This is a genomic window from Fodinibius salipaludis, assembly GCF_002287075.1.
GTDB classification, from domain to species: domain Bacteria; phylum Bacteroidota; class Rhodothermia; order Balneolales; family Balneolaceae; genus Fodinibius; species Fodinibius salipaludis.
In genome coordinates this window covers 200,454-224,676 of the sequence record NZ_NSKE01000004.1, presented here as the reverse complement: position 1 = coordinate 224,676, position 24,223 = coordinate 200,454, and the positions used below count along the sequence as shown (strand labels likewise).

Annotated in this window: 21 protein-coding genes; 12 read left to right on the top strand and 9 right to left on the bottom strand. The window is 42.1% G+C overall.

Going from position 1 to position 24,223, the window contains the following annotated elements; all coding sequences use genetic code 11:
- Positions 1 to 30: 30 nt before the first annotated feature.
- On the top strand, positions 31 to 324 hold the full coding sequence (locus tag CK503_RS06925; RefSeq protein ID WP_141239898.1) for a DUF6787 family protein: 294 nt from the start codon (positions 31 to 33) through the stop codon (positions 322 to 324).
- An 8-nt stretch (positions 325 to 332) separates the two neighbouring features.
- Here CK503_RS06925 and CK503_RS06920 read toward each other — a convergent pair whose 3' ends face one another.
- From CK503_RS06920 to CK503_RS06910, 3 genes are all read right to left on the bottom strand, one after another.
- Positions 333 to 695 (bottom strand): MmcQ/YjbR family DNA-binding protein, encoded by a 363-nt coding sequence (locus CK503_RS06920; protein ID WP_095606064.1) that lies wholly within the window; start codon positions 693 to 695, stop codon positions 333 to 335.
- 236 nt (positions 696 to 931) lie between these two features.
- Positions 932 to 1,306: a DUF423 domain-containing protein gene (locus CK503_RS06915; RefSeq protein ID WP_095606063.1), complete on the bottom strand. Its 375-nt coding sequence runs from the start codon at positions 1,304 to 1,306 to the stop codon at positions 932 to 934.
- Positions 1,307 to 1,572: 266 nt separating this feature from the next.
- Positions 1,573 to 2,223: a CDGSH iron-sulfur domain-containing protein gene (locus CK503_RS06910; RefSeq protein ID WP_095606062.1), complete on the bottom strand. Its 651-nt coding sequence runs from the start codon at positions 2,221 to 2,223 to the stop codon at positions 1,573 to 1,575.
- Positions 2,224 to 2,342: 119 nt separating this feature from the next.
- On the opposite strand from CK503_RS06910, the gene CK503_RS06905 reads away from it, so the two are divergent.
- Complete coding sequence (locus CK503_RS06905; protein WP_095606061.1) at positions 2,343 to 2,546, top strand: hypothetical protein; 204 nt, start codon at positions 2,343 to 2,345, stop codon at positions 2,544 to 2,546.
- On the opposite strand, the gene CK503_RS06900 is transcribed toward CK503_RS06905, so the two are convergent.
- On the bottom strand, positions 2,533 to 3,348 hold the full coding sequence (locus CK503_RS06900; protein ID WP_095606060.1) for an SDR family oxidoreductase: 816 nt from the start codon (positions 3,346 to 3,348) through the stop codon (positions 2,533 to 2,535). The genes CK503_RS06905 and CK503_RS06900 overlap by 14 nt on opposite strands.
- Before the next feature lie 141 nt (positions 3,349 to 3,489).
- On the opposite strand from CK503_RS06900, the gene CK503_RS06895 reads away from it, so the two are divergent.
- The gene (locus CK503_RS06895; RefSeq protein WP_095606059.1) at positions 3,490 to 3,921 is read left to right on the top strand and encodes a sll1863 family stress response protein; all 432 of its coding nucleotides are present in this window, start codon (positions 3,490 to 3,492) and stop codon (positions 3,919 to 3,921) included.
- A gap of 243 nt (positions 3,922 to 4,164) precedes the next feature.
- Here CK503_RS06895 and pruA read toward each other — a convergent pair whose 3' ends face one another.
- The gene (pruA, locus tag CK503_RS06890; RefSeq protein WP_095606058.1) at positions 4,165 to 5,796 is read right to left on the bottom strand and encodes an L-glutamate gamma-semialdehyde dehydrogenase; all 1,632 of its coding nucleotides are present in this window, start codon (positions 5,794 to 5,796) and stop codon (positions 4,165 to 4,167) included.
- 109 nt (positions 5,797 to 5,905) lie between these two features.
- The gene (hemG, locus tag CK503_RS06885; RefSeq protein ID WP_095606057.1) at positions 5,906 to 7,264 is read right to left on the bottom strand and encodes a protoporphyrinogen oxidase; all 1,359 of its coding nucleotides are present in this window, start codon (positions 7,262 to 7,264) and stop codon (positions 5,906 to 5,908) included.
- A gap of 127 nt (positions 7,265 to 7,391) precedes the next feature.
- On the opposite strand from hemG, the gene CK503_RS06880 reads away from it, so the two are divergent.
- Positions 7,392 to 8,447: an iron ABC transporter substrate-binding protein gene (locus CK503_RS06880; RefSeq protein ID WP_217988361.1), complete on the top strand. Its 1,056-nt coding sequence runs from the start codon at positions 7,392 to 7,394 to the stop codon at positions 8,445 to 8,447.
- Positions 8,448 to 8,603: 156 nt separating this feature from the next.
- Positions 8,604 to 10,838: a TonB-dependent receptor family protein gene (locus tag CK503_RS06875; protein ID WP_095606056.1), complete on the top strand. Its 2,235-nt coding sequence runs from the start codon at positions 8,604 to 8,606 to the stop codon at positions 10,836 to 10,838.
- A gap of 56 nt (positions 10,839 to 10,894) precedes the next feature.
- Here the strand turns inward: CK503_RS06875 and CK503_RS06870 are convergent, their stop codons facing one another.
- Positions 10,895 to 12,394, bottom strand: coding sequence for a hypothetical protein (locus CK503_RS06870; protein WP_095606055.1), 1,500 nt, complete (start codon positions 12,392 to 12,394; stop codon positions 10,895 to 10,897).
- Between the two features lie 104 nt (positions 12,395 to 12,498).
- Here CK503_RS06870 and CK503_RS06865 point away from each other — a divergent pair, with 104 nt between their 5' ends.
- The 5 genes from CK503_RS06865 (at position 12,499) to CK503_RS06845 (ending at position 17,076) form a co-directional block, all read left to right on the top strand.
- Positions 12,499 to 12,870 (top strand): carboxymuconolactone decarboxylase family protein, encoded by a 372-nt coding sequence (locus tag CK503_RS06865; protein WP_095606054.1) that lies wholly within the window; start codon positions 12,499 to 12,501, stop codon positions 12,868 to 12,870.
- 12 nt (positions 12,871 to 12,882) lie between these two features.
- Complete coding sequence (locus CK503_RS06860) at positions 12,883 to 14,025, top strand: BamA/TamA family outer membrane protein (protein WP_141239897.1); 1,143 nt, start codon at positions 12,883 to 12,885, stop codon at positions 14,023 to 14,025.
- Positions 14,026 to 14,149: 124 nt separating this feature from the next.
- A complete protein-coding gene (locus CK503_RS06855; protein ID WP_095606052.1) occupies positions 14,150 to 14,890 on the top strand; it encodes a uroporphyrinogen-III synthase in 741 nt (246 codons plus the stop codon).
- A gap of 215 nt (positions 14,891 to 15,105) precedes the next feature.
- Positions 15,106 to 16,521 carry a hypothetical protein gene (locus CK503_RS06850; protein ID WP_095606051.1) on the top strand — a complete coding sequence of 472 codons (1,416 nt, stop codon included), beginning with the start codon at positions 15,106 to 15,108 and terminating at the stop codon, positions 16,519 to 16,521.
- 54 nt (positions 16,522 to 16,575) lie between these two features.
- Positions 16,576 to 17,076, top strand: coding sequence for a hypothetical protein (locus CK503_RS06845; RefSeq protein WP_095606050.1), 501 nt, complete (start codon positions 16,576 to 16,578; stop codon positions 17,074 to 17,076).
- On the opposite strand, the gene CK503_RS06840 is transcribed toward CK503_RS06845, so the two are convergent.
- On the bottom strand, positions 17,077 to 19,479 hold the full coding sequence (locus CK503_RS06840) for an endonuclease MutS2 (protein WP_095606049.1): 2,403 nt from the start codon (positions 19,477 to 19,479) through the stop codon (positions 17,077 to 17,079).
- A gap of 176 nt (positions 19,480 to 19,655) precedes the next feature.
- Here CK503_RS06840 and CK503_RS06835 point away from each other — a divergent pair, with 176 nt between their 5' ends.
- Together CK503_RS06835 and CK503_RS06830 are read left to right on the top strand one after the other, a co-directional pair.
- Entirely contained in the window at positions 19,656 to 20,435 is a 780-nt protein-coding gene (locus CK503_RS06835; RefSeq protein ID WP_095606186.1) for a PhzF family phenazine biosynthesis protein, read from the top strand.
- Entirely contained in the window at positions 20,432 to 21,244 is an 813-nt protein-coding gene (locus tag CK503_RS06830; protein WP_095606048.1) for a sulfite exporter TauE/SafE family protein, read from the top strand. Before CK503_RS06835 ends, CK503_RS06830 begins: the two co-directional genes overlap by 4 nt.
- Before the next feature lie 122 nt (positions 21,245 to 21,366).
- On the opposite strand, the gene CK503_RS06825 is transcribed toward CK503_RS06830, so the two are convergent.
- Positions 21,367 to 24,105 (bottom strand): S9 family peptidase, encoded by a 2,739-nt coding sequence (locus CK503_RS06825; protein WP_095606047.1) that lies wholly within the window; start codon positions 24,103 to 24,105, stop codon positions 21,367 to 21,369.
- Positions 24,106 to 24,223 lie beyond the last annotated feature (118 nt).

The following is a 24,223-nucleotide window of genomic DNA, read 5'->3' as shown; positions in this document are numbered from 1 at the left end:
AGGGTCGTTGTGGGTAAATTTATTGAGAAAATGAAAAAAAGGTGGGGCGTCGATACATTCGGTGGGCTGCTGTTGATCCTGTTTATATTTTCGATAACAGGATTCTCAACCCTATATGTGAGAAAATTGGCTTTTGACTGGATTGGCATAGGACCGGCTACCCCGCTATGGTTAGAGATTATAGCGTGGGCGCTGATCGTATTTCCGGCCTATCAGCTTTTGTTTCTACTGTTCGGCTTTGTATTAGGGCAGTTTGAGTTTGTATGGAATTTTGAAAAGAAAAGCCTCAACAGGATTAAGAATCTTTTTACAAGCAATAAGTGAAAAGATTCCTAATCTTCCATCTTTTCAAGTTTCTTCTGCTTTTTACGCGGTAATCCTTCTACCACCAAATTATACGAGTCTTTAATCCACTCTTTAATAATCTCATCATCAAGTTTGCCTTGTGGATTAATGGTATTCCAATGCTTTTTATTCATGTGATAGCCCGGCTGTACGTCTTCGTAGAGATCGCGAAGCATAGCAGCCTTTACCGGATCACATTTTAAATTTATACTGTCGAAATCCTCAACATCTGTGATAGCAAAAATTTTGCCCATTACTTTAAAGGCAAGTGTTTCATCATCATCAAAAGGAAAGTCCTTGGTTACACCATTGAATGACAGGCAAAATTCTCTGAAGTCTTCTAAATTCATGTGAAATGATTGCTTGGTAAAGAGTTGTTTTATAGAAAACGCCTACAGTTTATACGTTACGTAAGTTTAAAGCTAAAAAATTTGTGTCGATTAATGTGATAAAACTGTGCGTCTATTTGTGATAAATGATAGTCTCAAGAAATATGAGACGTTTTTTAATAATTAGTCTTAAAATATAATAATGATTGGGAACTGCAAGTGTTATTTGAGCTTGTGTGAGAGTCGATTCGAAGTTCTTATAGATTTTGCCAGCTTGCAATAGCCAGTAATACCCAAGCTACAATAAAACATAAGCCACCAATTGGCGTAATGGCTCCCATCCAGCGAATACCGCTTATCGAAAGAATATAGAGGCTTCCCGAAAATATGATAATTCCGGCAAGCATCAACCAACCAGACCACTGCAGAAGTGATGAGTTGGGCATCAGTTGTGCTACAAGGCCAACAGCTAATAATCCAATAGCGTGATAAAAGTGATATTTGACGCCGGTTTCAAAGATATCCAGCATTTCATCAGTAAGTATCTCTTTTAAGCCATGAGCACCAAAGGCACCTAATCCGACTGCAAGAGTCATAGCAATTGAACCAATAATCAAAAATAGTTTCTGCATAGGTAGTCTTAACTTTTTATCTGGCGTCGACCCAATCAACATTCATTAGAATGAATATTGATTATATTTTTTTGACTGGCAGTATATAAAAATGGCAGATGAAGCTATTATGAAGGTTCCCATTCTCCCAATAGAGAAAAGGGCGTTGATAAAGCTGAGATACCATTAAAAAAGGCCACCTCCCTAATTATAGGGAGAGGACAAAGTTGATTTATGGAGTCGTGCAGGTAATGTGTGATGGCACCGAAAATAGGCTGAAAATCAGCTCATCCCTCAAAGCCGACATCTTTATGCGTACCGTCGCAAAACGGTTTGTCAGACGATTGGCCGCAGCGGCAAAGAGCGACATTTTTTGAGCTGTTCACTGCTTCGTTTGCAATAGAGTGTACACGGTAAGTGCCCTCAAGTAAAATCGGTCCGTCATCCATCAATTTTAGAATCAGTTTACTTTCGGATGGATCTCCGTCTTTTGTGGGACGCAGCTTGGCTTTTTCGAATGAAGCCGGTGCTTCAAAGTCGACGTCTTCGTGCGTATCGTCACAAAGGGGTTTGTTTTCGGATGCGCCACAGCGACAAACAGCAACCCGTGTGTCTTCGAGTAGCGTTTCTCCCTCCGCATTTTGAATCTCGATATCGCCCCGCAGATACAGAGGTCCGTCGGGCACAATAGTGATGGTATTTTGCCGTGCCGGAAGCTCTTCTTCACCGTTCTTATACTGTAGGGCTCCGGTAGGACAGTGTTGAACAACCTCTTTGATTTTTTCGGCAGAGGCCTCTCCGGGGGTAATCCAGGGCTTGTTATTCGGATTAAATACCGAAGGCAAATTTTTGACACATTCCGCGGAATGGATGCACCGCTTACTATCAAATTCTACCGTAATATCATCTGATTCGTAACTGTGTATCTTCTTTTCCATGATACTTAAATCCTTTATTCGTTTTATATATAAAATAGATGATTTGAGTAGATCGTCAAGCGGACAAAAGATTTATATATTACAGCGATTAGAAAAGTTCAATCCCAAATTCATTGTAAATGGATCAGCATAAAAAAGTTCGGTACGGAATGGTGGGCGGTGGTCCGGGAGATGAGCCTAATAAGTTAGCACTGGATTTTCCTACGGTAGAGGATGGGGCTCGTGGCGTGCATTTTATCCATAAAGCAATAGAAAGTGGCAAGAATAAAAAGTGGGTTGCGATGGATTACAACCCACCGGGTTCGAACGCTAAAAATCCATAGGATTGGGATGGCTGAATTTATAATTCAGCATCATCTTGAGTTTTCTGTTTGAAACAACTTTGTACTTTTTACTTTCGTCATCTTCAAAAGTAGGGGGTTCGAGGTCCATCGCTTTGGCCACTGCAGGGTAGTACATCTTTTTAGGTGGATGTCCATCGGATACGCCATTGAACGTTTGGTCGGTTATATCATCTTCGATCACCTTTTGGATAATATTAATGCAATCTTTTTGGTGGATGAGATTTACCGGGGCATTACCATTGGATATATCTTTTCGTCCGGACATATATTTTACAGGATGACGATCATGACCGTATAATCCTCCAAATCGGATAACCGTAGTCTTAAATTCTGACTCCTTCCGAAGCATTTTTTCAGCTTCCAAAAGTGCATTACCCGATGCGCGGGAGGCCTTTCCTTTTTTGGTATCCTCTTCGCTTACAATACCTCCTTTCTTGGGGTACACAGATGTTGAGCTGATGAATACCACAAATTCAATGGGTGAATGTTTAAGCCGGTCAATAACAGCTTGTATCTGCTGCTGGTGAAATTCTTTGACATTATCTTTGCTTCGACCGGGTGGAATATTGAGGACCAGCACATCGGCATCCCAAAAATGATCGCAGTCATTGCATTGTAGTTTGGGAGTGAGTTTCAATAAAAAGGGAGTAATATTTTTGCCTTTAAGTACCTGTAGTTTGTCTTCGCTTGTAGTAGATCCTTTGATCTGATGTCCTTCATCGCGAAGCCGTTCGGCTAAAGGCAGTCCAAGCCAACCGCAGCCTAAAATGCTTATTGTCATAATGATAAAATTGGATGAAATAATTTCGGTTTAATATCTAAAATGAAAGTCCCAATATCATTCTTGGAACAAATTATGGGTTAGTGGCATTTAAGTAATAGCGAAAGCTACTTAATGAAATAGAAAATAACCTATTTAAATATGAAACGATTAATAATTTACTCAGTGGTAATATTTGTTAGCGTTGGTCTTGTTGGATGCAGCGAGAAATCGGATAATAACATGCAGCAAGGACAAGAAGAGGTTGAGGAAACGGTACAATCTGCTCAAAAAGAGATGAATGTGGAGAAAGAAAAGTTCGTCAATAGCATTGATGAAGAGCTTTCAGAAATGGAAGAGGAGATGGATCAGGTTAAACAAAAAATTGATGAAGCTACCGGGGAAACAAAGTCTGAGCTTCAAGAAAAATGGGAAAACTTGAAGGATGAAAAAGAAGAACTCGAAAATGACCTGGAAGAACTGCGAGCCAATACCGATGATAATTGGGAAGAACTAGAAGCAGATATTCAAGATCGGCTCGACAGTATTGAAGATTCATTTGATGATCTGAAATCTGATTTAGATATAAATTAGTCAGATTTATTTTTTTTGATCTCTTTTTAAGCTGTTATCTGCTTGCTCCGTAGTCTGCCCTTCATAGATTTGGTGAAGTAGGCTCTACTGCGGGATGAGTTCTTATTTTGCTAATTAAAAAAAAGGCTCCCGACCACTGGTCGGGAGCCTTTAAAACTTAAATGAGATCCTGTAATGCAAATTGTTTCAGGATCTAATTTTAGCTCGTTCCGTACGTCTCGTGCGGAACGTTCTTTATTTGGACTATTCTTCTTCCATATAAGGGTAGGTCCAGTCTTTGGCCGGAACGGTCGTTTCTTTAATGGACCGGACCGAAATCCAGCGCATCAAGTTCGCAGCACTTCCGGCCTTATCATTAGTTCCGGATTTACGTGCTCCCCCAAACGGTTGCTGGTTGACGATAGCTGCAGTCGGCTTGTCGTTGATATAGAAGTTTCCGGCTGCCTGACGTAGGTAATCTGCCATTTTGTTGAGAGCATAACGCTCCTGCGCAAATATAGCACCCGTCAGTGCATATGGTGAGGTATTATCACACAGCTCAAGCGTTTCGTCAAATTTGTTATCTTCATAGACATAAACCGTAAGCACCGGACCAAAGATCTCCTCTTCCATGGTTTTGAACTTAGGATCATGTGCCTGAACCAGTGTCGGTTCGATGAAGTATCCTTCCGAATCATCGTAATTACCACCGTAAAGAATTTCACCGTCATCAGACTCTTTGACGTAATCGATATATGAGGTAATGTTATCAAATGCTTTCTGATCGATCACAGCCCCCATGAAGTTGGTAAAGTCTTCTACGTCGCCATACTTCACATCCTTGACTTCGTCGAGAAATTTCTCGCGGAACTCTGGCCAGATAGATTCCGGCAGATACATACGTGATGCCGCAGAGCATTTCTGTCCCTGGTATTCATATGCAGCACGGATAGCCGCAATAACAACGGCATCCACATCGGCCGACTCGTGAGCAAAAATGAAGTCTTTACCGCCTGTTTCTCCTACAATACGGGGATAGGTGTTATAATCTTCAATATTTTTGGCAATACTTTTCCACAAGTGCTGAAAAGTGCCGGTAGATCCTGTAAAGTGTAATCCTGATAGGTGTTCGCTTTCAAGTACGGGATCTCCAACATCTGCACCACTGCCCGGCAAGAAGTTAATTACCCCATCGGGCATGCCGGCTTCTTTGAGCACTTTCATGATGAAGTAGCTGGAATAAATAGAGGAAGTTGCCGGTTTCCAGAGCGCTACATTTCCACATAGTGCGGGAGCCAGTGGCAAGTTTCCTGCGATAGCGGTAAAGTTGAAGGGCGTAACCGCAAAGACAAATCCTTCAAGTGGACGATATTCCATTTGATTCCACATACCATCCGGGGAATAAGGCTGATCTTTGTATATTTCTTGTAGATAGTAAGCGTTAAAGCGTAGGAAGTCAGCAAATTCGCCCACAGCTTCAATTTCGGATTGATGCGGAGTTTTCGATTGTCCCAGCATGGTTGAAGCATTCATCGTGTAGCGATAGGGACCAGTAATAAGGTCAGCAGCTTTTAGATAGATTGCGGCCCGATCTTGCCATGGCATATCTGCCCATTGTTTACGAGCTTCGAGAGCCGACTCAATGGCCATTTCCACTTCTTCTTCACCACAAAGATGAACGGTTCCAAGCTTGTGGCTGTGATTGTGGGGCATGACCACATCTTGCTGGCGATCGGTCTTTACTTCTTTACCGCCAATGATTGCTGGGATTTCAATTTCTTGACTTTTTAGTCGATCTAATTCTTCTCGTAACTCTTCGCGTTCGGGAGTTCCGGGAGCGTATGAGTTGTACGACTCATTTTCCGGTTCCCGAATTTCAAAAAATGCATTAGCCATAATAATAGGGTACTTTTATTTCGGTTTTCTTAGAAAATAATACTTACTAATTTTATGTATGAAGGTACTAAATTTTTAACAGAATTGGAGTTTTCAGCCTTCGAGAAAATTATCGTCCTTTTAAAAACGTTTGTACTTTTTTTGCCGTTTCAAATCCGGATAATATACAGTCGGGGACGGATACTCCGCCCCGGAAGTTACCTACAATAAATAGACCATTTTTCTGATTTTCAATTTCTGCTATTTGGTTGAGGACCTTGTCATATCCTACCTCATATTGGGGAATCGTCTTTGGCCAAAAGCGGAAATGGGAATATGTCGGCTCCCCGGTGATATTCAGTAGTTTGCTGATTTCGTCTAATACGATAGTTCTTAACTCATTTTCTGATTTTTCCGCAAGTTCTGGGTTCCTTGCACCGCCGATAAAGCAAGTAAGGAGTTGGTGGTTTTTAGGGGCACGGCCGGGAAACAAAGATGAGGAGAAAAGTGCTCCCAATGTCTTGCAGTTTTCAACTTCAGGAATGAGCATCCCAAATCCATCAAGCGGGTGGCCAATTTGATTGTCGGAGAAACCCAGCGCTACAACACAAAGTGGGGCATAAGGTAGGTCATTAAGAGGGGCAAAAATAGTATCCTCAAAAATAGCAGAGAGCGAATGGGCCGGCAGTGTTGACAAAATGATATCATGCTCATCAGTAAAAGTGCCGTTTTTTTGTTGGCCTTCGACGGTCCATCTTTCACCACTTTTTAAAACAGATTGTATTTTTGTTTCAGTCTGTACAGTGTTACCCAGGGCATTTGCTATTGTCATTGGTAATTGTTGGTTCCCCTTTTCAAAAGAGAGTAGTGCTCGTTTTGGGGGATTGCTGTTTCGATCACGTTTGAACATGCCCTTGAGCAGGCTGCCGTGTTGCTGTTCCATGTCCCAGAGCGGTTCAAAGGTATGTTTGACCGATAATTTTTTGGGATCGCCTGCATAGATTCCGGATACAAACGGATTTACAGCGTAGTCCAATGGCTCCCTGCCCAAACGACGAGTGATAAAATCAGCAATAGATTCATCCGCTTTATTTGATTGAGGAATAAAAGGTTCTTTCAGCAGTCGAAATTTTGCTTTGGCAGAAAAGAGGTTGGTTGTCAGAAAGTTACTTGGCGACATGGGGAGAGGTGTTGGTTGTCCATCTTTGACAATGAATCTCTTCTTAGCCGTTTTCCCGGCTTCAATGCTTTTGTTAATGAGATCAAGCTCTTTAAGAAAATCCCAAACCTGTTGGTGTTTTACCATCAGCGTATTGGGTCCTTCCTCAACCAACCAACCGTTTTCGTTATGTGTTTTGATGGCTCCGCCTACTTGATCGTCCTTCTCATAGACGGTGATAGCAATATTATTTTTGGATAATTTATATGCTGCTGATAATCCCGAAATGCCTGCCCCAAGTATGCCAACCGATCGTTTTTTATTAGTCATTGTACCATAAATTCAATACATTCTGCATCTTAATTAGATTCAATCTAATTAAGGTCTTTGTGTGTAGGATACAAGAAATGATAGGTAACCAATATAAATGATAAGTGAAGATTGAGGATTTGCAATTATGAAGAATGTATTAAAAATGTTAGCAGTGGGTATTGCTGCTTTTTTTCTGAGTTCATGCGGACAGACGTCCGATGATCAGTTAGTGGTGTACTCTGGCCGAAGTCAGGCATTAGTAAGTCCAATTGTTGAGGATTTTAAAGAACAAACCGGCATCGATATTGAGGTGCGTTACGGGAATGATGCTGAGCTCTTGGCTGTAATGAGTGAAGAGGGGGATCAAAGCCCTGCGGATGTTTATTGGGCTAACACAACGGGGGCATTGGCAAATGCATCACAGAAAGGAATGTTAACGACCTTGCCTGATTCGTTGACTTCAAAGTCGGCAGCCTATCAGTCAAAGTCTGGCAAATGGATTCCGGTAACAGTTCGCTTTCGCGTGTTGGCCTACAACCCCAATGAAGTAGATCCAGCGGATTTGCCTGATTCTATACTTGACTTGGCCGAAATGGAAGAGTTTGAGGGTCGAATTGGATGGACCCCTACCTATTCCAGCTTCTATGATTTTATTACCGCACTGCGGCTTACAGAGGGAGATGAAACTGCTAAAAACTGGCTGAATAATATGCAGGATCTAAATCCAAAAGCTTATAGCTCAAACACTCCCATGGTACAGGCAGTGTTGGCCGGAGAGGTAGATATGGGGCTGACCAATCATTACTACGTAATCCAAACTAAGCATGGAGGTAAGGAAGGGTATTTTGAGGACCACGAGCATTATGGAGATGAAGGTCCCAATCCCGATGCAAGTATTGAAACCTACCACTTTGAGGAAGGTGATATTGGAAACCTTGCCCTTGTTACTGGAGCTACGCAGCTTCAAACAGCCGATAATGCCAAGTTGGCTCAGCAGTTTTTGAGCTTTCTGCTTTCTAAGCAGGCCCAAGAATATGCTGCTGAAACTGTAAATGAGTATCCGGTTATGGATAATGTCACGTTACCAGATTATATGCTGGATGCTAAAAAGGCATCGCAGTTGAGTCCGGAATATGACTATGAGCAGCTACAACAGTTGGAAGGGACATTGAATCTGCTTCGCGAAGTAGGACTTATTTAATAATTATTTTCAGATTGAACACCCTAAAGCCCTGTCAATATTAGCAGGGCTTTTTTATTTAAAATTATTCTAAATAATTCTTGAACTCTTATCCCTTTTAGAGTAGTTTAGAGGCGGTCTAAATAAGAATTAGAAATAAAAATTTTACTCAGCTTAATGCATAGTAGTACAAAATGTGTCAGTGCGATTTTTGGGATTTTAATAGCCTCTCTATTTAGTACATCGGTATTTGCCCAACTCAGCCCATCCGAGTCAGCAAAAGATAGTCTTGCCATCTATGATGATATTATGCTTGATCGGGTCACGGTTGTAGGCAAACCCGCTTGGATGAAAGAGTTGCCCGGTGCGGCAAGTTATATAGAGATGAAAGATATTGAACTACAGGAGTACAGCGATATCAATCGGATACTTCGTCGAGTCCCAGGTATCTATATTCAGGAGGAAGACGGTTATGGATTACGTCCTAATATAGGTTTGCGGGGTACAGGGACGTCACGAAGTTCGAAGGTGACATTAATGGAAGATGGGGTATTAATTGCGCCGGCTCCTTATGCAGCTCCGGCAGCTTACTATACTCCAACGGCGGGACGCATGAGCAGTTTTGAGGTTCGTAAAGGGTCATCTCAAATAAAGTATGGTCCCAATACAAACGGTGGGGCAATAAACTATCGATCAACGCCAATCCCTGCAGATCTTTCTGCCGATGTGGATCTGACACTTGGAGAAACAAGTATGCGAAAAGTTCATGCCACTATAGGTAACACCCATAAAAACTTTGGCTATATGTTTGAGACCTACCAGATGGCCAGTAATGGATTTAAAAATCTGGATGGAGGTGGAAATACAGGTTTTGATACTAAAGATTTTTTAGGAAAGATGATGTTCCGCACGAATCCACAAGCTGATGTATTCCAAAAGGTAGAATTTAAGGTTGGATATTATGATGAAATTTCAAATGAGACCTATTTGGGATTAACTGAAAATGATTTTGAGCGCAGTCCGTACCGCCGCTACGCGGCTTCGCAAGTAGATGAAATGGATGCAGATCATACTCAGTTTCAGGTACGGCACTTTGCTATGTTCTCAAATAAGCTGGATCTGACTACAACGGCATACTATAATGAATTTAATAGAAACTGGTATAAGCTCGATAATGTAAACGGTGTTGGAATTAGCGATTTGCTTGCCGACCCGGAGCAGTACAACAGTGCCTATAATATTATAACGGGTACCACAAGCAGCGATAATGCACTCAGCCTTAAAAACAATAATCGCGCTTATTTTTCACAAGGTATTCAATCAGCGCTCAACTATCATTTTGGTGTAGGCCAGTTTGAGTCACAATTGGAAATTGGGGCACGATATCATCAGGATGAAATGGATCGTTACCAATGGGTAAATGGCTATCGCATGCAGGAAGGGGTGATGGTCCAAACTTCGCAGGGAGAGCCTGGTACCGAAAGCAACAGAATTGAATCAGCCAATGCGTTGGCACTGTACATTCAGGATGAAATAAGTTTTGGCAGGTGGATTGTTACACCTGGATTGCGCTTTGAGCATATTGAGATGAAGCGCGAAAATTTTGGTAGCAATGACCCTGATCGCACCGGCACTGATTTGTCGACTAATGAAACTACTCTGGATGTATTAGTTCCGGGTATTGGGATTAATTATGCGGTTTCTCAGCAACTAAATCTATTTGGAGGTATTCACAAAGGATTTACCCCTCCCGGACCTTCAGCTGATGACCAAACGGATGCTGAAGAAAGTATTAATTACGAGCTGGGCGGTCGTTATGCTACAGAGGTATTTAATTTAGAGTTGGTTGGTTTCTTTAATGACTACAGCAATTTGTTGGGGAATGATCTGGCAGCTGGCGGTGGAAGTGGTACAACCGAACAGTTCAATGCCGGAGAAATTAATGTTAAAGGAGTTGAGTTTTCACTGACGCATAATTTACTGGCTGAAAATAATGATTTAGATCTTCCTATTTCTATAAGTTACACGTTTACGGATACCGATTTTCAAAATACTTTTGAAAGTAATACTTGGGGCAATGTTGAAGAAGGTGATGAACTACCTTATTTGCCGAAGCATCAGTTAAACGGAAATATTGGAGTCGAAAAAGGAAGCGTTACGCTAAATATTGATGCCTATACAACAAGTGCAATGCGTACTGTAGCAGGGGCTGGAGATATTGAAGATAGTAAAAGCACTGATTCTTACTTGCGATTTGATGGCTCGGCAACTTATCAAATTAATGATATGGCTACAGTGTTCGTAAACATGCGTAATATTACCGATGCCACGTATATCGTTTCAAGACGTCCGGCCGGATTACGCCCCGGGTTACCCCAAACAGTTATGGGGGGTATTAAGATCGATATTTAATGTATTATTTTTGAGTAGTTTAAGCCCGGAGGTGACTCCGGGCTTTTTTATTGGGATTAATCTCGGTCTGAAAAAATATCCATCAATTCATTAAGCAAGCTATTTCCCACAATTGAAAACCTTTCCTTTCTTCCAAGCGATAAGAAACGCAAGAACTTACGGAGTTCTACAAGGATGAATGGCGGATCGGTAACCAGGGTATCACTCTTTATAATATGATCCCAGTCCAGCGGTTGTTGAAATTTAATACCGTGTTTCTCCATTGTTTCTTTGTATAGATGGGCAATCAGTCCGTAGCCAATGGTTGTAGGGTGAATGCCATCCAAGCTAAAAATACCTCCTTTGTAAACTTGCCCTGAATCGCGGGCAATGCGTAAATAGTCGGTACTGAGTTTGGGATTTTGTGGGTTTTCAACAAGATGTTTGGTATCAGGATTACGCTTTATTGCTTTGAAAAATTCCTTAGGATAAGGAAGCCGCATTTTTTGACCGAGCCTGCGTCGTGCAATGCCGCTCACATATCGATTGAGGGGAACAGTAATCCATCCATACTCATCAGCCACTTCACGAATAATATTGTTGTATTCATCTACGTGTTGATCGAGTGAAATAGCCTGTTCTTTGGTGAGGTGAGGATGTTTGTCGGGATCAAAATCCGCATCCCAAATCCAGAATCGTGTATAATAGTCGAAGTAGCCGGTATGTCCTTTTCGGGATTTGTCGGAATTTACACCGCGTGAAACAGGAGGAATAGTGACATAGGGAATCGTTTGGGTGATGACACGTTCAGCCCCGATTTTGCTCACCCTTTCGGCCAGCTTTCGATACTCCTGTTCAAAATGTTCCGGACGATAGACTGTATAGTCACGTTCTGTTGGAAATTTATCTAAATCCTCTTCTTCAGACAGTACAAATTTTAAGTCAGATACGGCCCCAATGATATTATTGTGTCCCATAGTCACAATCAGATTTTCAATACCCCCGTGCTTCTGCAAGTAGCTGACGTTATCGATCTGTGTAAACTGACTAAACTGTTTGCTAAAGGAAGGATTGAGCACCAGCCGCGCGGTAACATACATAGCGTGATCGGGAAGCATATCAAACACTGAATAGGTCTCGGGTTGGGTTTTAATATGTTCTCGGCTATTTTGTTCTGTAATCATCCAGGCATCGTTCATCGCAAATCCCCACGTTGACTGGTTGTGGTAGGGGATGTTACGATCCTGTTTTAGGGGTTTTATTTTTCCCTCCCAATAGCGTTTTACACGCCGTAGGGTTGAATACAGATGAGTAATGGCAGGTAAATATTCGGTCCATTCGATGGAGTCGCCAAACTCATCCGAAAGCCCCCGAGCCAGTACTTCGAGATTGAGCGGGATACCTGCCTGGGCAGTAAACAGTGGCTGATCAAAATCGGGTTTGGGTTCCCAGCACCGGCGTAAAAAATTGGGAAAATTGAGATCAGTACGATAAATACCTCCGTTTTGAAATCCCTGACTGACGCTATCACCCAGAACTACAAGTTTATGTTTGGGGCGTGTGTTTTTGTTGCTCACAGATTAAATGGGGTTTTAACTAACCGGCTTAGAATTATGGTTAAACTTCCTGATTATATGTCGTATCTTAACAGGTCTTTTTTCAAACAGAATGTAGTAAAAGGATGAGCAAAATAGAAAGTAACCGACTGGAACAATTTCGCAAAGAGCGCGAAGAAGCAAATGAAAAAGTGTTTGATCTCGATCATTTAGGTATCAAGCGCTTTTTTAATATTGATAATAATACCTATAAAGATGGAGCACTCCCGGGCCAAACCAAAGAGCTGTTAGGATTAGTGGCTTCAACAGTACTGCGCTGTAATGATTGCATAGATTATCATTTGGAACAAAGTGCTAAAAGCGGATATACCAAGGATGAAATTATCGATGCCCTGAATGTTGCGCTTGTTGTGGGAGGAAGTATCGTAATTCCACATTTGCGTCATGCTGTGGATACGCTCGAGATATTGGAAGAAGAAGGTCACCTTGATTCATAAAATATTGCCGTTTTGATTCGCTACACATCGCTATTATTCCTCATATTGTTCTTAATAGGTTCTTCGGGTAATGCCCAGATGATGGCTCCCCAGGTAGGGCCCGATTCGGTATCAACGGCACTGGTGCCGGCTGCGGGTTATAGTTCGAATGAGGGATTGTTGGGGGGGCTAATCTTTAGCCGGTATGATTATCGGGGAAACCAGCAGCCGTTTAAAAATTTGTTGGAGACATCAGCTATAGCTACTACCAAAGGCTTTTTTGAGGTAGAGGCGCGATATGAGCAGACCCGAACCTTTGGTCGCGAAATTAGGTCGATAGCGGATGCCTATTTTTACCGATATACGCAGGATCAGTTTTTTGGGATTGGTAATGAAACAACTTTCTCTGATGAGCAGTGGGATGAGGAGTACTATTTTTTCAGGTCTATAGGCTTTAGTTTTGATTATCGGATTCGTAATCCAATTTATAAGCAGGGACGAAAACAGCTTGATCTACAGCTGGGGGCTGCTGTCGAGTATCATATTCCCTATATAAATAACGCACAATCATCATTCGCTTTGCAAACGCCTAACGGTAGTGATGGAGGATGGGTTAACAAGTTGAATACGGGACTTATTTGGGAGAATCGGGACAGTGAATTTGATCCCCATCGAGGAAACTGGGCTGAGCTGGAACTTCGTGCAGCTCCCAAGTGGATTGGAAATTATGGTATGACTACGGCACGCTTGGAAATGCACCAATATTTTCGTCTGTTTAATTGGCTGACAGTAGCAAATCGGTTGGAAGCTCGTCATGTTGAGGGTGATATTCCCTATTGGGAACTGTCTACGCTCGGTGATAAGAATACACTTCGCGGTTATCCCCTTAATCGTTTTAAGGGGAATAGTTCAGTGGCTTATACTTTGGAATTACGAACGTGGCTGCTGAAGTTTCCCGAAATTTATGGACTTAAGTTTGGCGGTCAACTTTTTACCGATGCTGGACGTGTTTTTGCGGAAACAGATGATATAAATGATTTGTTTGAGGGATATCATCAAACTGTAGGATTTGGTGGCGCAATGTCTGTATTTAATCCTGATTTTATTTTGCGCGGAGAAATTGGTTTTTCTGAGGATGTGAACCGTATTTATATCGGTGTGGGATATATGTTTTAGGATTTTAAATGTAAAGAAATGTGACATCTTTAATTCGTTTTGACTTCTGTTATCATCTGTCGTTCGAAACGAATTATTTTCTGAAACGTTACAGTAATTTTAAGCTTCAACTACCGTACTAATAATGAGTCAATCAGTTTTATTAACAGCAGCAAAAGAAGACACCGAAGTTTTTCGATCAAAATTGGAGCAGAAACCCGTGTCCATCTTGCATTACCCCCTGGAGCGTTATGAAGTAGTGGAAGACAATACGGATATTCTGGACGCTTTGGAGAATATTGAGGAATATGAGAATATTGTTCACGGTAGTAAGCGAAACGCCCAGTTTTGGATTGAGTGGCTGCAAGAATTTGATAAGATGGAGGAAGCCCGAAATCAGCTGAATTTGGCACTTAATCAGCATACGGCGGACTATCTCGAAGAGCAGGGCATTCCCGCGGTGCATCCCCATTCAGAGGGGAAGGCGATTAACTTGCTGGAATTTATGCTGCGGATTAAGCGCATCGGTAAAACGCTGTATCCCTGTGGAGATAAAACAGCCGAAGATCTGCCTGCTCTGCTTCGTGAGCTGGATATTGAGGTCAATGAATTGATATTGTTTACGCTGGAGGGGCCTGGAGAAAATAAATTAGAAGAGTATCGAAAAGACTTTTCAGCACATCAACCGGAGTTTATAATTTTTCACTCCCGTCGATCAGTGAACCGAATGTTGGCGGCTTTCCCCAATGCGAATTACAATGATGCAAAAATTATCACCGGTGATAAGGCCGTAACAGAAAAGTTGGAAAAAGAAGAGATCAGTACAGATATCGAAGCCGAAGGTAGTTGGGATTCGATATTGGAGAATATAAATGAAGAATTTTAGAGCAACATTATTGACTAATAATATTTGAATGTTTGCCCAGATAGTTGGGATTAATCAGTTGTGCTTATTAAAAAATTGCTCGCAAGTGTAATAAAAGAAAAAGCCGTATGTAAAAACATATAAACAACTGCCAAAAGTTGTATTAATATTTAATCAATGCTGATTAATCCTAATTTGTTTGTTACCCTCAGCCTACCTTTTACTTTGATTAGTCATTGAGTCAAGTATTAGCCAGGATTGAGAATGGTTTTTCGGGAAAACTGGCGGATAATTTTAGGGCATTTGCAGTGGATAAAAAAAGATTTAAAAATTTCTATAACGGGTTTACCGAGTATTTTTCTGCTATTAATCTATTTAGAAACGGCGGTAAATTCTGGATGGAGCTATTACTTTTTGTAATACTCATTTCTCCGGCCATACATGCCCAAGGCACAGAAGATATACCCGATAGCAGAGAATCGTCTGAACTTAGTGTTTATGTAGATTGCCAATCCTGTGATTATGATCACATACGTCGTGAAATTACGTTTGTTAATTATGTGAGGGATCCACAACCCGCAGATATTCATCTTTTTATAACGTATGAAAATACGGGCAGTGGGGGGCGACAGTACGAGCTGACATTTATTGGACGACGAGACTTTAAAGATATCGAATATACATTAAATCATATTGTAGACAGAGAAGCTTCTGATGATGAAAGGAGGGAAGGATTAAACGAAATAATTAAGACGGGGCTCGCGGGATATGTGATACAAGTTTCTGATCCTTCATTATATCGACTCGAATATCTTGGCAGCGAATCTGATCAAAGTTTAGATCGGGAAGTCAAAGATCCCTGGAATTATTGGGTATTCGAAATTTATGCCGGAAGTCTGCAAATGGACTTAGAATCGAATCAAAAAGAGTTTGATTCGAGATGGGGATTTTATGCTGATCATGTTACAGAAGAGTGGAAAATTCGATTCCGACCTTACTTTAACTATGAGTTTGTTGAAATTGATCGGCAGGGACAGGATGATCCGGTAACAAGCAAACGTCACAGACATGGAATCAACAGCTATGTTATCAAGAGTCTTGATGATCATTGGTCGCTGGGGGTCTTTGGGGATTATCTGACTCGGAATGACCGTAATTATAGACATCGGTTTCGATTAACTCCGGGAATTGAATACAATATATTTCCCTATCAGGAGGCGACCCGAAAATCATTTACTTTTACTTATAGGGTGGGATATGCATATGCTGATTATTATGAAGAGACAATATTTAAAAAAAATAATGAAAATTTAGTTAATCAGGAGTTATCTGCTTCCGTACGGATTAAGCAACCGTGGGGAGAAATACAGGGTGGAGTAGAAGGTTCTCATTATTTACATGATTTTGCTCAGCGCCGGGCAGAAATGTTTGGAGATATTTCTATTCGATTGACGGAAGGGCTTTCACTTAGTTTTTATACCCGGCTTGAGATGATTCAAGATCAGCTCTCCCTACCCATAGGGGATACATCGTTAGAAGATGTTCTTTTACAACAAAAAGAATTAGCTACTGATTTTTCTGTTTATGGATCTATTTCACTGTCATATACATTTGGTTCCGATTTTGCGAATGTAGTGAATACAAGGTTTTAACATATGATTTTGAGGTTCAACAGGCTGGGATTGAGAAAATTATTGTTCATTTGTTTGGGATTACCCTTAATACTTGTTGCAAGCTTTTCGCAAAGCTATAGCCAGGGAGTTCAAAAAACTGACTCCCATATTGACTACTGGGTGCAGGGAGGTCCCTCGGTTACAACACTGGGAACAGGGTTACAGGCAGAGTTAATGGTTGATTACAACAACCACCTTTTTTCAATAAGCACCACAAGCACAGATGTTGACTTCGGGACCGAAATATGGGATATCGCCTTGATTTATGGACAAAGTATGAACTATCGTTCTTTTTACCTCTCGGCAGGAACAGGAGTAGCGGTAATAGGAGGTAATGGATATTCTGATTTATTTGGGAGGGGAACGAAAACCTCAATAGAAACGACTATTGGATTTCCATTGAGGGGACAAATTTCGTGGCAGCCTGTGCGGTTTTTTGCGTTGGGAATTAATAGTTTTTTAAATGTTAACACCGAACAGCCTTTTGGTGGAATTGGAATTTCTGTGAGGATTGGGAAATTTCAGGGATTGTAATTACCGGAACTTCACAATTGTACAACCTGCACCGCCTTGTGAAATAGGAGCCATCTCATATCCTTCAACCTCTTTTCGCTTGTTGAGGTATTCATGGACGAGTTTTTTGAGGATACCTTCGCCCTTGCCGTGAATAATCTGCACGTCACTTTTACCGGCAGCCACAGCATCATCAATATAGCGTTGTACCTCTTTCATTGCAGCGTCGCCACGCATACCCCGAATGCTGAGTTGAGGTTTTACCATCTTGAATCGGTTGCCGTCCTCAAAATTGACTTTCACCTTCTGTTTTTTTGGTTTGCGATCCGAGGCATCCTCAACCTTGATCAGTTTGTTGTATTTGGTTTTAACTCGTAGCCCCCCGGCCGAAATAACTGCTTTTTTACCATTTATATCTTTTAGTTCTCCCGTTGTGTTGGCGTCTTTTAATCGAACCAAGTCCCCCACTTCCGGCTTCTCGGATGAATCCTGATATTGTTCCTGATCTTCTTCCAGCTCTTGAAGTTCGGAAGTTACTTTTTTGCGATGGCTTTCTACCTCGTCACGCGCTTCCTTAATCGTTTCGTCATCTTTTTCTCCCTGCTCGACAATACGCTGAACCGCTTCCTCAATTTTCTGGTTGGCAGAGTCCATAATTTCTTTCGCTTCTTTGAGCGCTTTCTCTCGAATCTGCTCTTTTTCTTTTTCGATGGCCGAACGCTTTTCTTGGTAACGATTTCGCTCCTTTTCTGTTTTGGATTTAAGCTGATCGTATTTCTTTTTGATTTCTTCAGCTTCCTGCGATTTGGTTTCGAGTTCAGTGATCAGCGTTTCCATATCGCTTTTAGCTTCGCCGAGAAGCGTACGCGATCGACTAAGTAACTCGTTCTGAAGTTCCATCCGCTCGGCAATTTCAAACGCATAACTGCTACCGGGCACACCCTTTTTAAAACGATAAGTAGGAGAAAGCGTATCCTGATTAAACTCCATCGAACCGTTGACGGCGTGTTCATGATCGTGAGCAAATATTTTTAGAGTACCGTGGTGGGTCGTTACCAGTGTTTTGGCTTTGCGCTCCATCAGCATTTCGATAAGCGACTGAAACAGGGCACCACCTTCTTCAGGATCCGTTCCTGCTGCGGCCTCGTCAATAAGAACCAGGCTTTGGTCATTGGTATTATCCAAGGTGTGCTTCATCCATTCAAGACGCGATGAAAACGTACTCAAGTCATTTTCGATGGATTGGTCGTCGCCCATATCTACAAAAATGCTGTTGAAAATGGGGACCTCTGAGCTGTCACGGGCCGGAATGGCAAATCCGGATTGGATCATCATGCTACACAAGCCCAGTGTTTTGAGTGCCACCGATTTACCGCCAGCATTGGGTCCCGTAATGACAAGACATCGTTCATCTTTTGCTAACTCCATATTCAGAGGAACGACTTTCTCCTGTTTCTCTTTGGGAAGGTGCAGGTTTTTAAGAAGTAATAATGGATTATAGGTTTCTTTCAAATACAGATGCGACGTTTCCGAAATTACGGGAACAAAACCATCCAGATCGATACTGAGTTGTGCTTTGGCCGAAATGATATCGAACGTAGTTAGTGTTTTCAGGTTTTGACGGATGGAATCCCGATGTTGCCGCACATGACTTGTGAGCTCACGAAGAATGCGCTCTATTTCTTGCTTTTCTTCGGATTCGAGCTGACGAATTTCGTTGTTGATGTCCAGCGCTTCTACCGGTTCCAGGTAGACCGTCTGTCCCGATGAAGATACGTCGTGGACAAATCCCTGTACTTTGCGTTTGTACTCGGCCTGCACGGGAATTACCATGCGTCCGTTGCGAATCGTGGCTCCTTCATCGGATGTCATTCCCTCTTTGGAGAGACGCCCCATCACCCGGTTGATTGAAGTGCGCAGATCATTTTTTCGCTTATTTATTTTTTTCCGGATAGATTGCAGCTTGGGACTGGCGTCGCTTCGGAGTTCTCCATTTTCGGTGAGCACATCTTGGAGTGTTTCTTCTAAATCCTTTAGAGGAATAAGACCTACTGAAATATTTTTGAGGGCGGGATAGTGCTCCTTTCGCTGATCGATATAGGATTTGACGACGCGCGCAGTAATACTGAGCTCCAGAATTTCAACAAAAGCTTCCAGCGGAATAATACTGTTTTCTGGTCGAGCTTTTTCGAGGTAATTGCGAACATCATGCAGATTTCGCAGCGGAAAAGCTGAGTCATTGAGCAACAGATCCATCATCTCTTTGACTTGAGCCAACCGCCGTTCTATAACCTGTCGGTCGGAAAAGGGCATCATGGATTTGAGCTGCTCGCGTGCCATGCCCGATTGGGCTTTTTTAACGGTGGCCTCACGAATCGATTCAAATCCAATTTTTTCGCTCAGATGTTCCGGGTATAAGTGCATTTATGGTTTATGTCTCGTGTTATCCTGAACTTGGTTCAGGATCTATAAAAAAGTGATTGTTTTAAATACGCCGTAATATAAGCTTCTTCGTGCGGAAATGATGAATTTGAAAAGAGTAAAATTATTCTTAATTCCACGGGGAGATTCAATTGGAAAAAATAACTACCGAAATTGATATGAAGCTACCTATTTACCAAGTGGATGCATTTGCATCCGAAGCTTTTGAAGGTAATCCCGCTGCGGTATGTCCGCTGGATGACTGGCTGCCTGACAAGTTAATGCAGAATATTGCCATGGAAAATAATCTTTCCGAAACGGCTTTTTTTGTAGAGCAGGATGGGAGCTATCGCCTACGCTGGTTTACACCCACTACTGAGGTGGATTTGTGTGGTCACGCAACGCTGGCTTCGGCGCATGTACTTTTTGAACATCTGGATTACAGTAAGCAAAGCATTCGGTTTGATTCCAACAGCGGCGAATTGATGGTACGAAAAGAAGGAAACCATTTGGTTATGAACTTTCCAAGTGCGAAGCTGAATAGGGCAGAAGTTCCTGATTTTTTGGAGAAAGCTGTGGGTGTTTCGGCTCAAGAACTTTATCGGGATACGGATTATCTATACGCAGTGAAAACCGAAGAGCAGGTTCGTAATCTGGATCCGGATATTCCAGCGATGGCTAAAGCGGATGTGCGTGGAATTATTGTTACAGCACCCGGCAATAATTATGATTTTGTATCACGGTTTTTTGCTCCCAATGCCGGTGTTGATGAAGATCCGGTGACCGGCTCGGCCCATACGATGTTGACTCCGTATTGGAGTGAGCGATTAAATAAGAAAGAATTGGTGGGGCGACAGGTTTCCCGTCGCGGTGGTACGGTATATTGCAACTATAAGGATGATCGTGTTGAGATAGCAGGTGAAGCCTGTACGGTGATACAAGGGCAGATGGAGATATGATGGAATTACTGATACTCTTGCTATTGGGAGTCTTGGCAGGCATTGTTGCCGGACTTTTTGGCTTGGGCGGTGGTATTCTGTTCACCCCGATTTTGTTTATTGTGTTTAGCGATGCCGGTATTGAAAATCCCGTCATCTTAACTATCGGTAGTTCTTTGTTTTGTACTTTTATTGCAGCCTTTGGAAGCTCCGTTCGGCAATTTCAGCAGAAGAATTTCTACTGGTCAGAGGGTATAACCATTGGTTTGATGGGAGCGGGTGGAATATATTTGGGCAAGCTTGTCATTACATCACCATACTACAGCCAGCAGGAATTTGTCATCTTTTTTAGTGTGTTGCTGCTGTATGTGGCTTACATGTTTTATCGTCGAGGTGCGCGAAATAAAAATGGAATTGATCAAAATTCTACACCTGTAACATTGCTGCAGTCTTTTGTTACCGGTGGGCTTGGCGGATTTGTGGCAGCCCTGGCTGGAATTGGCGGGGGTGGTGTAATGGTACCGCTGATGAATCTGGTTTTTAAGAAAAGCTTTGCTCGATCAGTAAGTATATCTTCCTTGGCTATTGTATTGATTTCTCTGTCGGGTTGGCTGCAGCTTGGTTTTACCGGCAATAGCATTGGTACGCTTACGAAATTTCAGTGGGGCTATGTAGATTTTGGGGCTGCCTTTCCACTGGCAGTGGGTGGATTATTAGGTGGATTTGTAGGGGCACTATTCAATCTGAAAATTAATCGTCGTTATTTGCAATATGCCTTTTCGGTATTGGCTATCGCTATGGCAATAAAATTAATAGTCGAAGTTTTTTGATAACAAAAGCAGTCATGATTGATGTTCTGTAATAAATCAAGGAAACGTACTCCTATTGCGTAAAGCACCCCGTTTGAATGTTCGTCAGACGATATGATTTGCCGCCTGACGAGATTATAAGATTACTTGGTTTCCTGCTCTTCTTTTTCTTTCATCACCGGTCTTTCAAGGTACGGAAGTCCGTCAGTAATCCATTCCGGAGCTTCTTTGGCAAGTAGATAATACTCGTGCCATTCAAAAGCGCGAGTGGCGTAGTCAATTTGATTTTCTTCGCGTGCCAAGCCATGATTTTCTCCCTCATAAACTAACATCACAAAAGGATTTTGCATGCGCCGCATCGTATTATAGAGTTCTACACCCTGATTAAAATCGACGGCACCATCATCGGTACCGAACTCAACCAGTAATGGAGTTTGGACGCCCTCCATATTAAAGATGGGAGAATTTTCTACGAATTTATCCCACTCTTTCCACCAGGGATCGGGGAAACGTCCTTGGCTTGTTTCAAAGATTTTAGCGTCGGTTGTACCCGTATTCCAATAGATCGAGTTATACATGCTGATCATATTGGTAAGCGGAGCTCCTGCCACAGCAGAACTAAACAGATTGGTCTGGGTGATAATAAAGGTAGTTTGATAAGCTCCCCAAGAGTGTCCCGTAAGACCAATCTGTTCCTCATTAATCATGCCGGTGTCAATAACTTCCTCTACCGCCGGAACTACACTTTCAACAGCTGATACACCCGGATCGCTCAGCTCATAGCTGATATCCGGTTGAAAAACGAAATAGCCTTCCGAAGAGTAGCGGCGAAAGTTATATGGACTTTTCTTTGACGGTGGACTGTAGCTATGCATGGTCTGTGATCGTTCTTCATAAATATAGGTAATCATCGGGTAGGATTTATCGGGATCATAATTCGCCGGATAAAGCAAACGTCCCTCGAGCTCTTTACCATTTTCGTTGGTAAAGGTAATCAGTTCATCGTCCGCCCAGTAATATTTATCTTGCTGCGGATTGGTGTACGTAAGTGCAATCGGGTCATTAAAGTCATTATCAACATAGAAATAATCGGGGGAATCGGTAGCCGACTGTTTTTGATATACGAAATTTTTTGTTGAGTCGGCTTTGCCAAGACTGCTAAACATCTTGGAATCATAAATCAGTGTCTCGAGAGTTTGGTTGTCTTTGATACGAGCATATCCGCGATCTTTGGTTTTATCACCGTACATCGAGAAGTAAATATTTTCATCAGGTGCTATCCCATCAGTGTCATACTCAAAGCGAACCTGTCGGTAACGGATCTTGTCGTTGCTGCCTTCTGTAATCTTTTGGTAATTGCTGCCGTCCGCCCAAACTTTATAGGTGTCATACTGATCATAAAGCAGCATCCAGGAATCGTCTTCTGACCATTCTCCCGTTCCGAATGGCCTACGGTGTTCGCGTCCATTTACGTTTGTATGATTTTCAAATCTTGTATCAATATCATTTGTCAAATTACGATGTTTCCGGTTTTCAATATCGTAGGTCCACCAGTTCTGATCTTTGAAATAGAGCAGGTATCTGCCATCGGGAGATGTGCGTACTTGCTCTTGACGTTCCAGAATTTGCCGGGATTCACCTGTGGTGACGTCTACTAAATAGACATCCCGCCAGTCTTCCTCAAATTGTGGCTCATAGGGATGCGGATCGTATGCTACGGCATGTTGCTGGTCACCTGTTAAATTAAGCTGATCAAATTGTTCGGTGCCGAGCTGGACAAAAGATTTCTCATCAAGATGCCAGGCCGATAGGTGGTTGTCTTCTTTGAGTTGATTGACCAATACCTCTTGTTTAGGTTGGATATCAGCATCCTGCCAGTGCCATACTTCTACATTTGTGGGATCTAGTTCATCTTTGGATTTTTCTTTGGTGGTGTCAGGCTTGGTAGCCTTTTCCCACTCTTTAATTCCAAAAAACAGCGTGTTACCGTCTTCCGACCATTCCAGTGAGCGATAATCAACGATCCGAAAATCCTCAGGAAAAGCGTCATTTTTCTGCTGATAAAATTCAAACTTTTTGGCATTTCCACCGAGATTCTTGAACGCTAAAATGCGGTGTGTGACATTCTCAAAATCCTTGTGTTCTTTTGCTTTTAGAAATGCTAATGCGTTTTCATCCTCATGCCAGCTAAGTTCTTTGTAGGTTGTTGTATCACTGTCCAGCACGGTAACTCGGTTGGATGGCAAGTCATAAAGATGCACGCCGTTTCCAAGCTTTTCATTTGAATCAAGGAGAACAGCCAGTTGTGAACCGGTATCGTTAAAGGTATATTCCGAGACATTTCCAACCAGCTGATTTGTACCCTCGGTAAGATCGCGCAGGATCAGATCAGAGCCATCGGTTTTGGCTTCTTCAGGCTTATATTTTTTCATAGCCAGATAGCTTCCGTCATCAGAGAAGGTGTATTCCTGTATATTTTGAAAAGTATCTACCTTGGCGGTTTGCAAATTCATGAGTCCCAGCTTGAAGCGAACTTTCTTTTTTTGTTCTTCGAGTTTTTCTTTTTGATCCTCGGAGACTCCAATCAGGAAAGCGGCCCATTTATTGTTTTGGGAAAAGTCTACCTGTTCGCCATGCATAAACTTATGTTCTTCAGTAGAGTCTGCTCCAACCTCCTTGATAATTAACCATCCGTCGCCATCTTCAAGACTTATGTTATACGAAAACCAGTTCCCATCGGCAGAAAGCTCAGTGGAAGAGATGTGTTGCCATTGATCATACTCTTCAGGCTCAAGTTTCTGCTTTTGATCTTGGGCTGCGAGGGAATGGAAAGAGAAGAGGAAGGTTAAAAGCGAAAGAAGAAAAAGTTTTGATAACCGCATTGTGATGACTTTTTGTTGAGTATTAAGGCTTTAACAGTACAAAAAATGATTCTTTATGGAAAACAGTTCTTACATACGATTGTACTACAAGTTTGTTATATAGATAAAGTTTTAAAGA

What these genes read in the sequence shown, in the direction of transcription:
- CK503_RS06825 (WP_095606047.1), bottom strand. Translation starts at nt 24,105, where the DNA reads ATGCGGTTATCAAAACTTTTTCTTCTTTCGCTTTTAACCTTCCTCTTC.
- CK503_RS06855 (WP_095606052.1), top strand. Translation starts at nt 14,150, where the DNA reads ATGAGTCAATCAGTTTTATTAACAGCAGCAAAAGAAGACACCGAAGTT.
- CK503_RS06840 (WP_095606049.1), bottom strand. Translation starts at nt 19,479, where the DNA reads ATGCACTTATACCCGGAACATCTGAGCGAAAAAATTGGATTTGAATCG.
- CK503_RS06910 (WP_095606062.1), bottom strand. Translation starts at nt 2,223, where the DNA reads ATGGAAAAGAAGATACACAGTTACGAATCAGATGATATTACGGTAGAA.
- CK503_RS06875 (WP_095606056.1), top strand. Translation starts at nt 8,604, where the DNA reads ATGCATAGTAGTACAAAATGTGTCAGTGCGATTTTTGGGATTTTAATA.
- hemG (WP_095606057.1), bottom strand. Translation starts at nt 7,264, where the DNA reads ATGACTAATAAAAAACGATCGGTTGGCATACTTGGGGCAGGCATTTCG.
- CK503_RS06920 (WP_095606064.1), bottom strand. Translation starts at nt 695, where the DNA reads ATGAATTTAGAAGACTTCAGAGAATTTTGCCTGTCATTCAATGGTGTA.
- CK503_RS06895 (WP_095606059.1), top strand. Translation starts at nt 3,490, where the DNA reads ATGAAACGATTAATAATTTACTCAGTGGTAATATTTGTTAGCGTTGGT.
- CK503_RS06905 (WP_095606061.1), top strand. Translation starts at nt 2,343, where the DNA reads ATGGATCAGCATAAAAAAGTTCGGTACGGAATGGTGGGCGGTGGTCCG.
- CK503_RS06900 (WP_095606060.1), bottom strand. Translation starts at nt 3,348, where the DNA reads ATGACAATAAGCATTTTAGGCTGCGGTTGGCTTGGACTGCCTTTAGCC.
- CK503_RS06835 (WP_095606186.1), top strand. Translation starts at nt 19,656, where the DNA reads ATGAAGCTACCTATTTACCAAGTGGATGCATTTGCATCCGAAGCTTTT.
- CK503_RS06880 (WP_217988361.1), top strand. Translation starts at nt 7,392, where the DNA reads ATGAAGAATGTATTAAAAATGTTAGCAGTGGGTATTGCTGCTTTTTTT.
- pruA (WP_095606058.1), bottom strand. Translation starts at nt 5,796, where the DNA reads ATGGCTAATGCATTTTTTGAAATTCGGGAACCGGAAAATGAGTCGTAC.
- CK503_RS06830 (WP_095606048.1), top strand. Translation starts at nt 20,432, where the DNA reads ATGATGGAATTACTGATACTCTTGCTATTGGGAGTCTTGGCAGGCATT.
- CK503_RS06915 (WP_095606063.1), bottom strand. Translation starts at nt 1,306, where the DNA reads ATGCAGAAACTATTTTTGATTATTGGTTCAATTGCTATGACTCTTGCA.
- CK503_RS06865 (WP_095606054.1), top strand. Translation starts at nt 12,499, where the DNA reads ATGAGCAAAATAGAAAGTAACCGACTGGAACAATTTCGCAAAGAGCGC.
- CK503_RS06925 (WP_141239898.1), top strand. Translation starts at nt 31, where the DNA reads ATGAAAAAAAGGTGGGGCGTCGATACATTCGGTGGGCTGCTGTTGATC.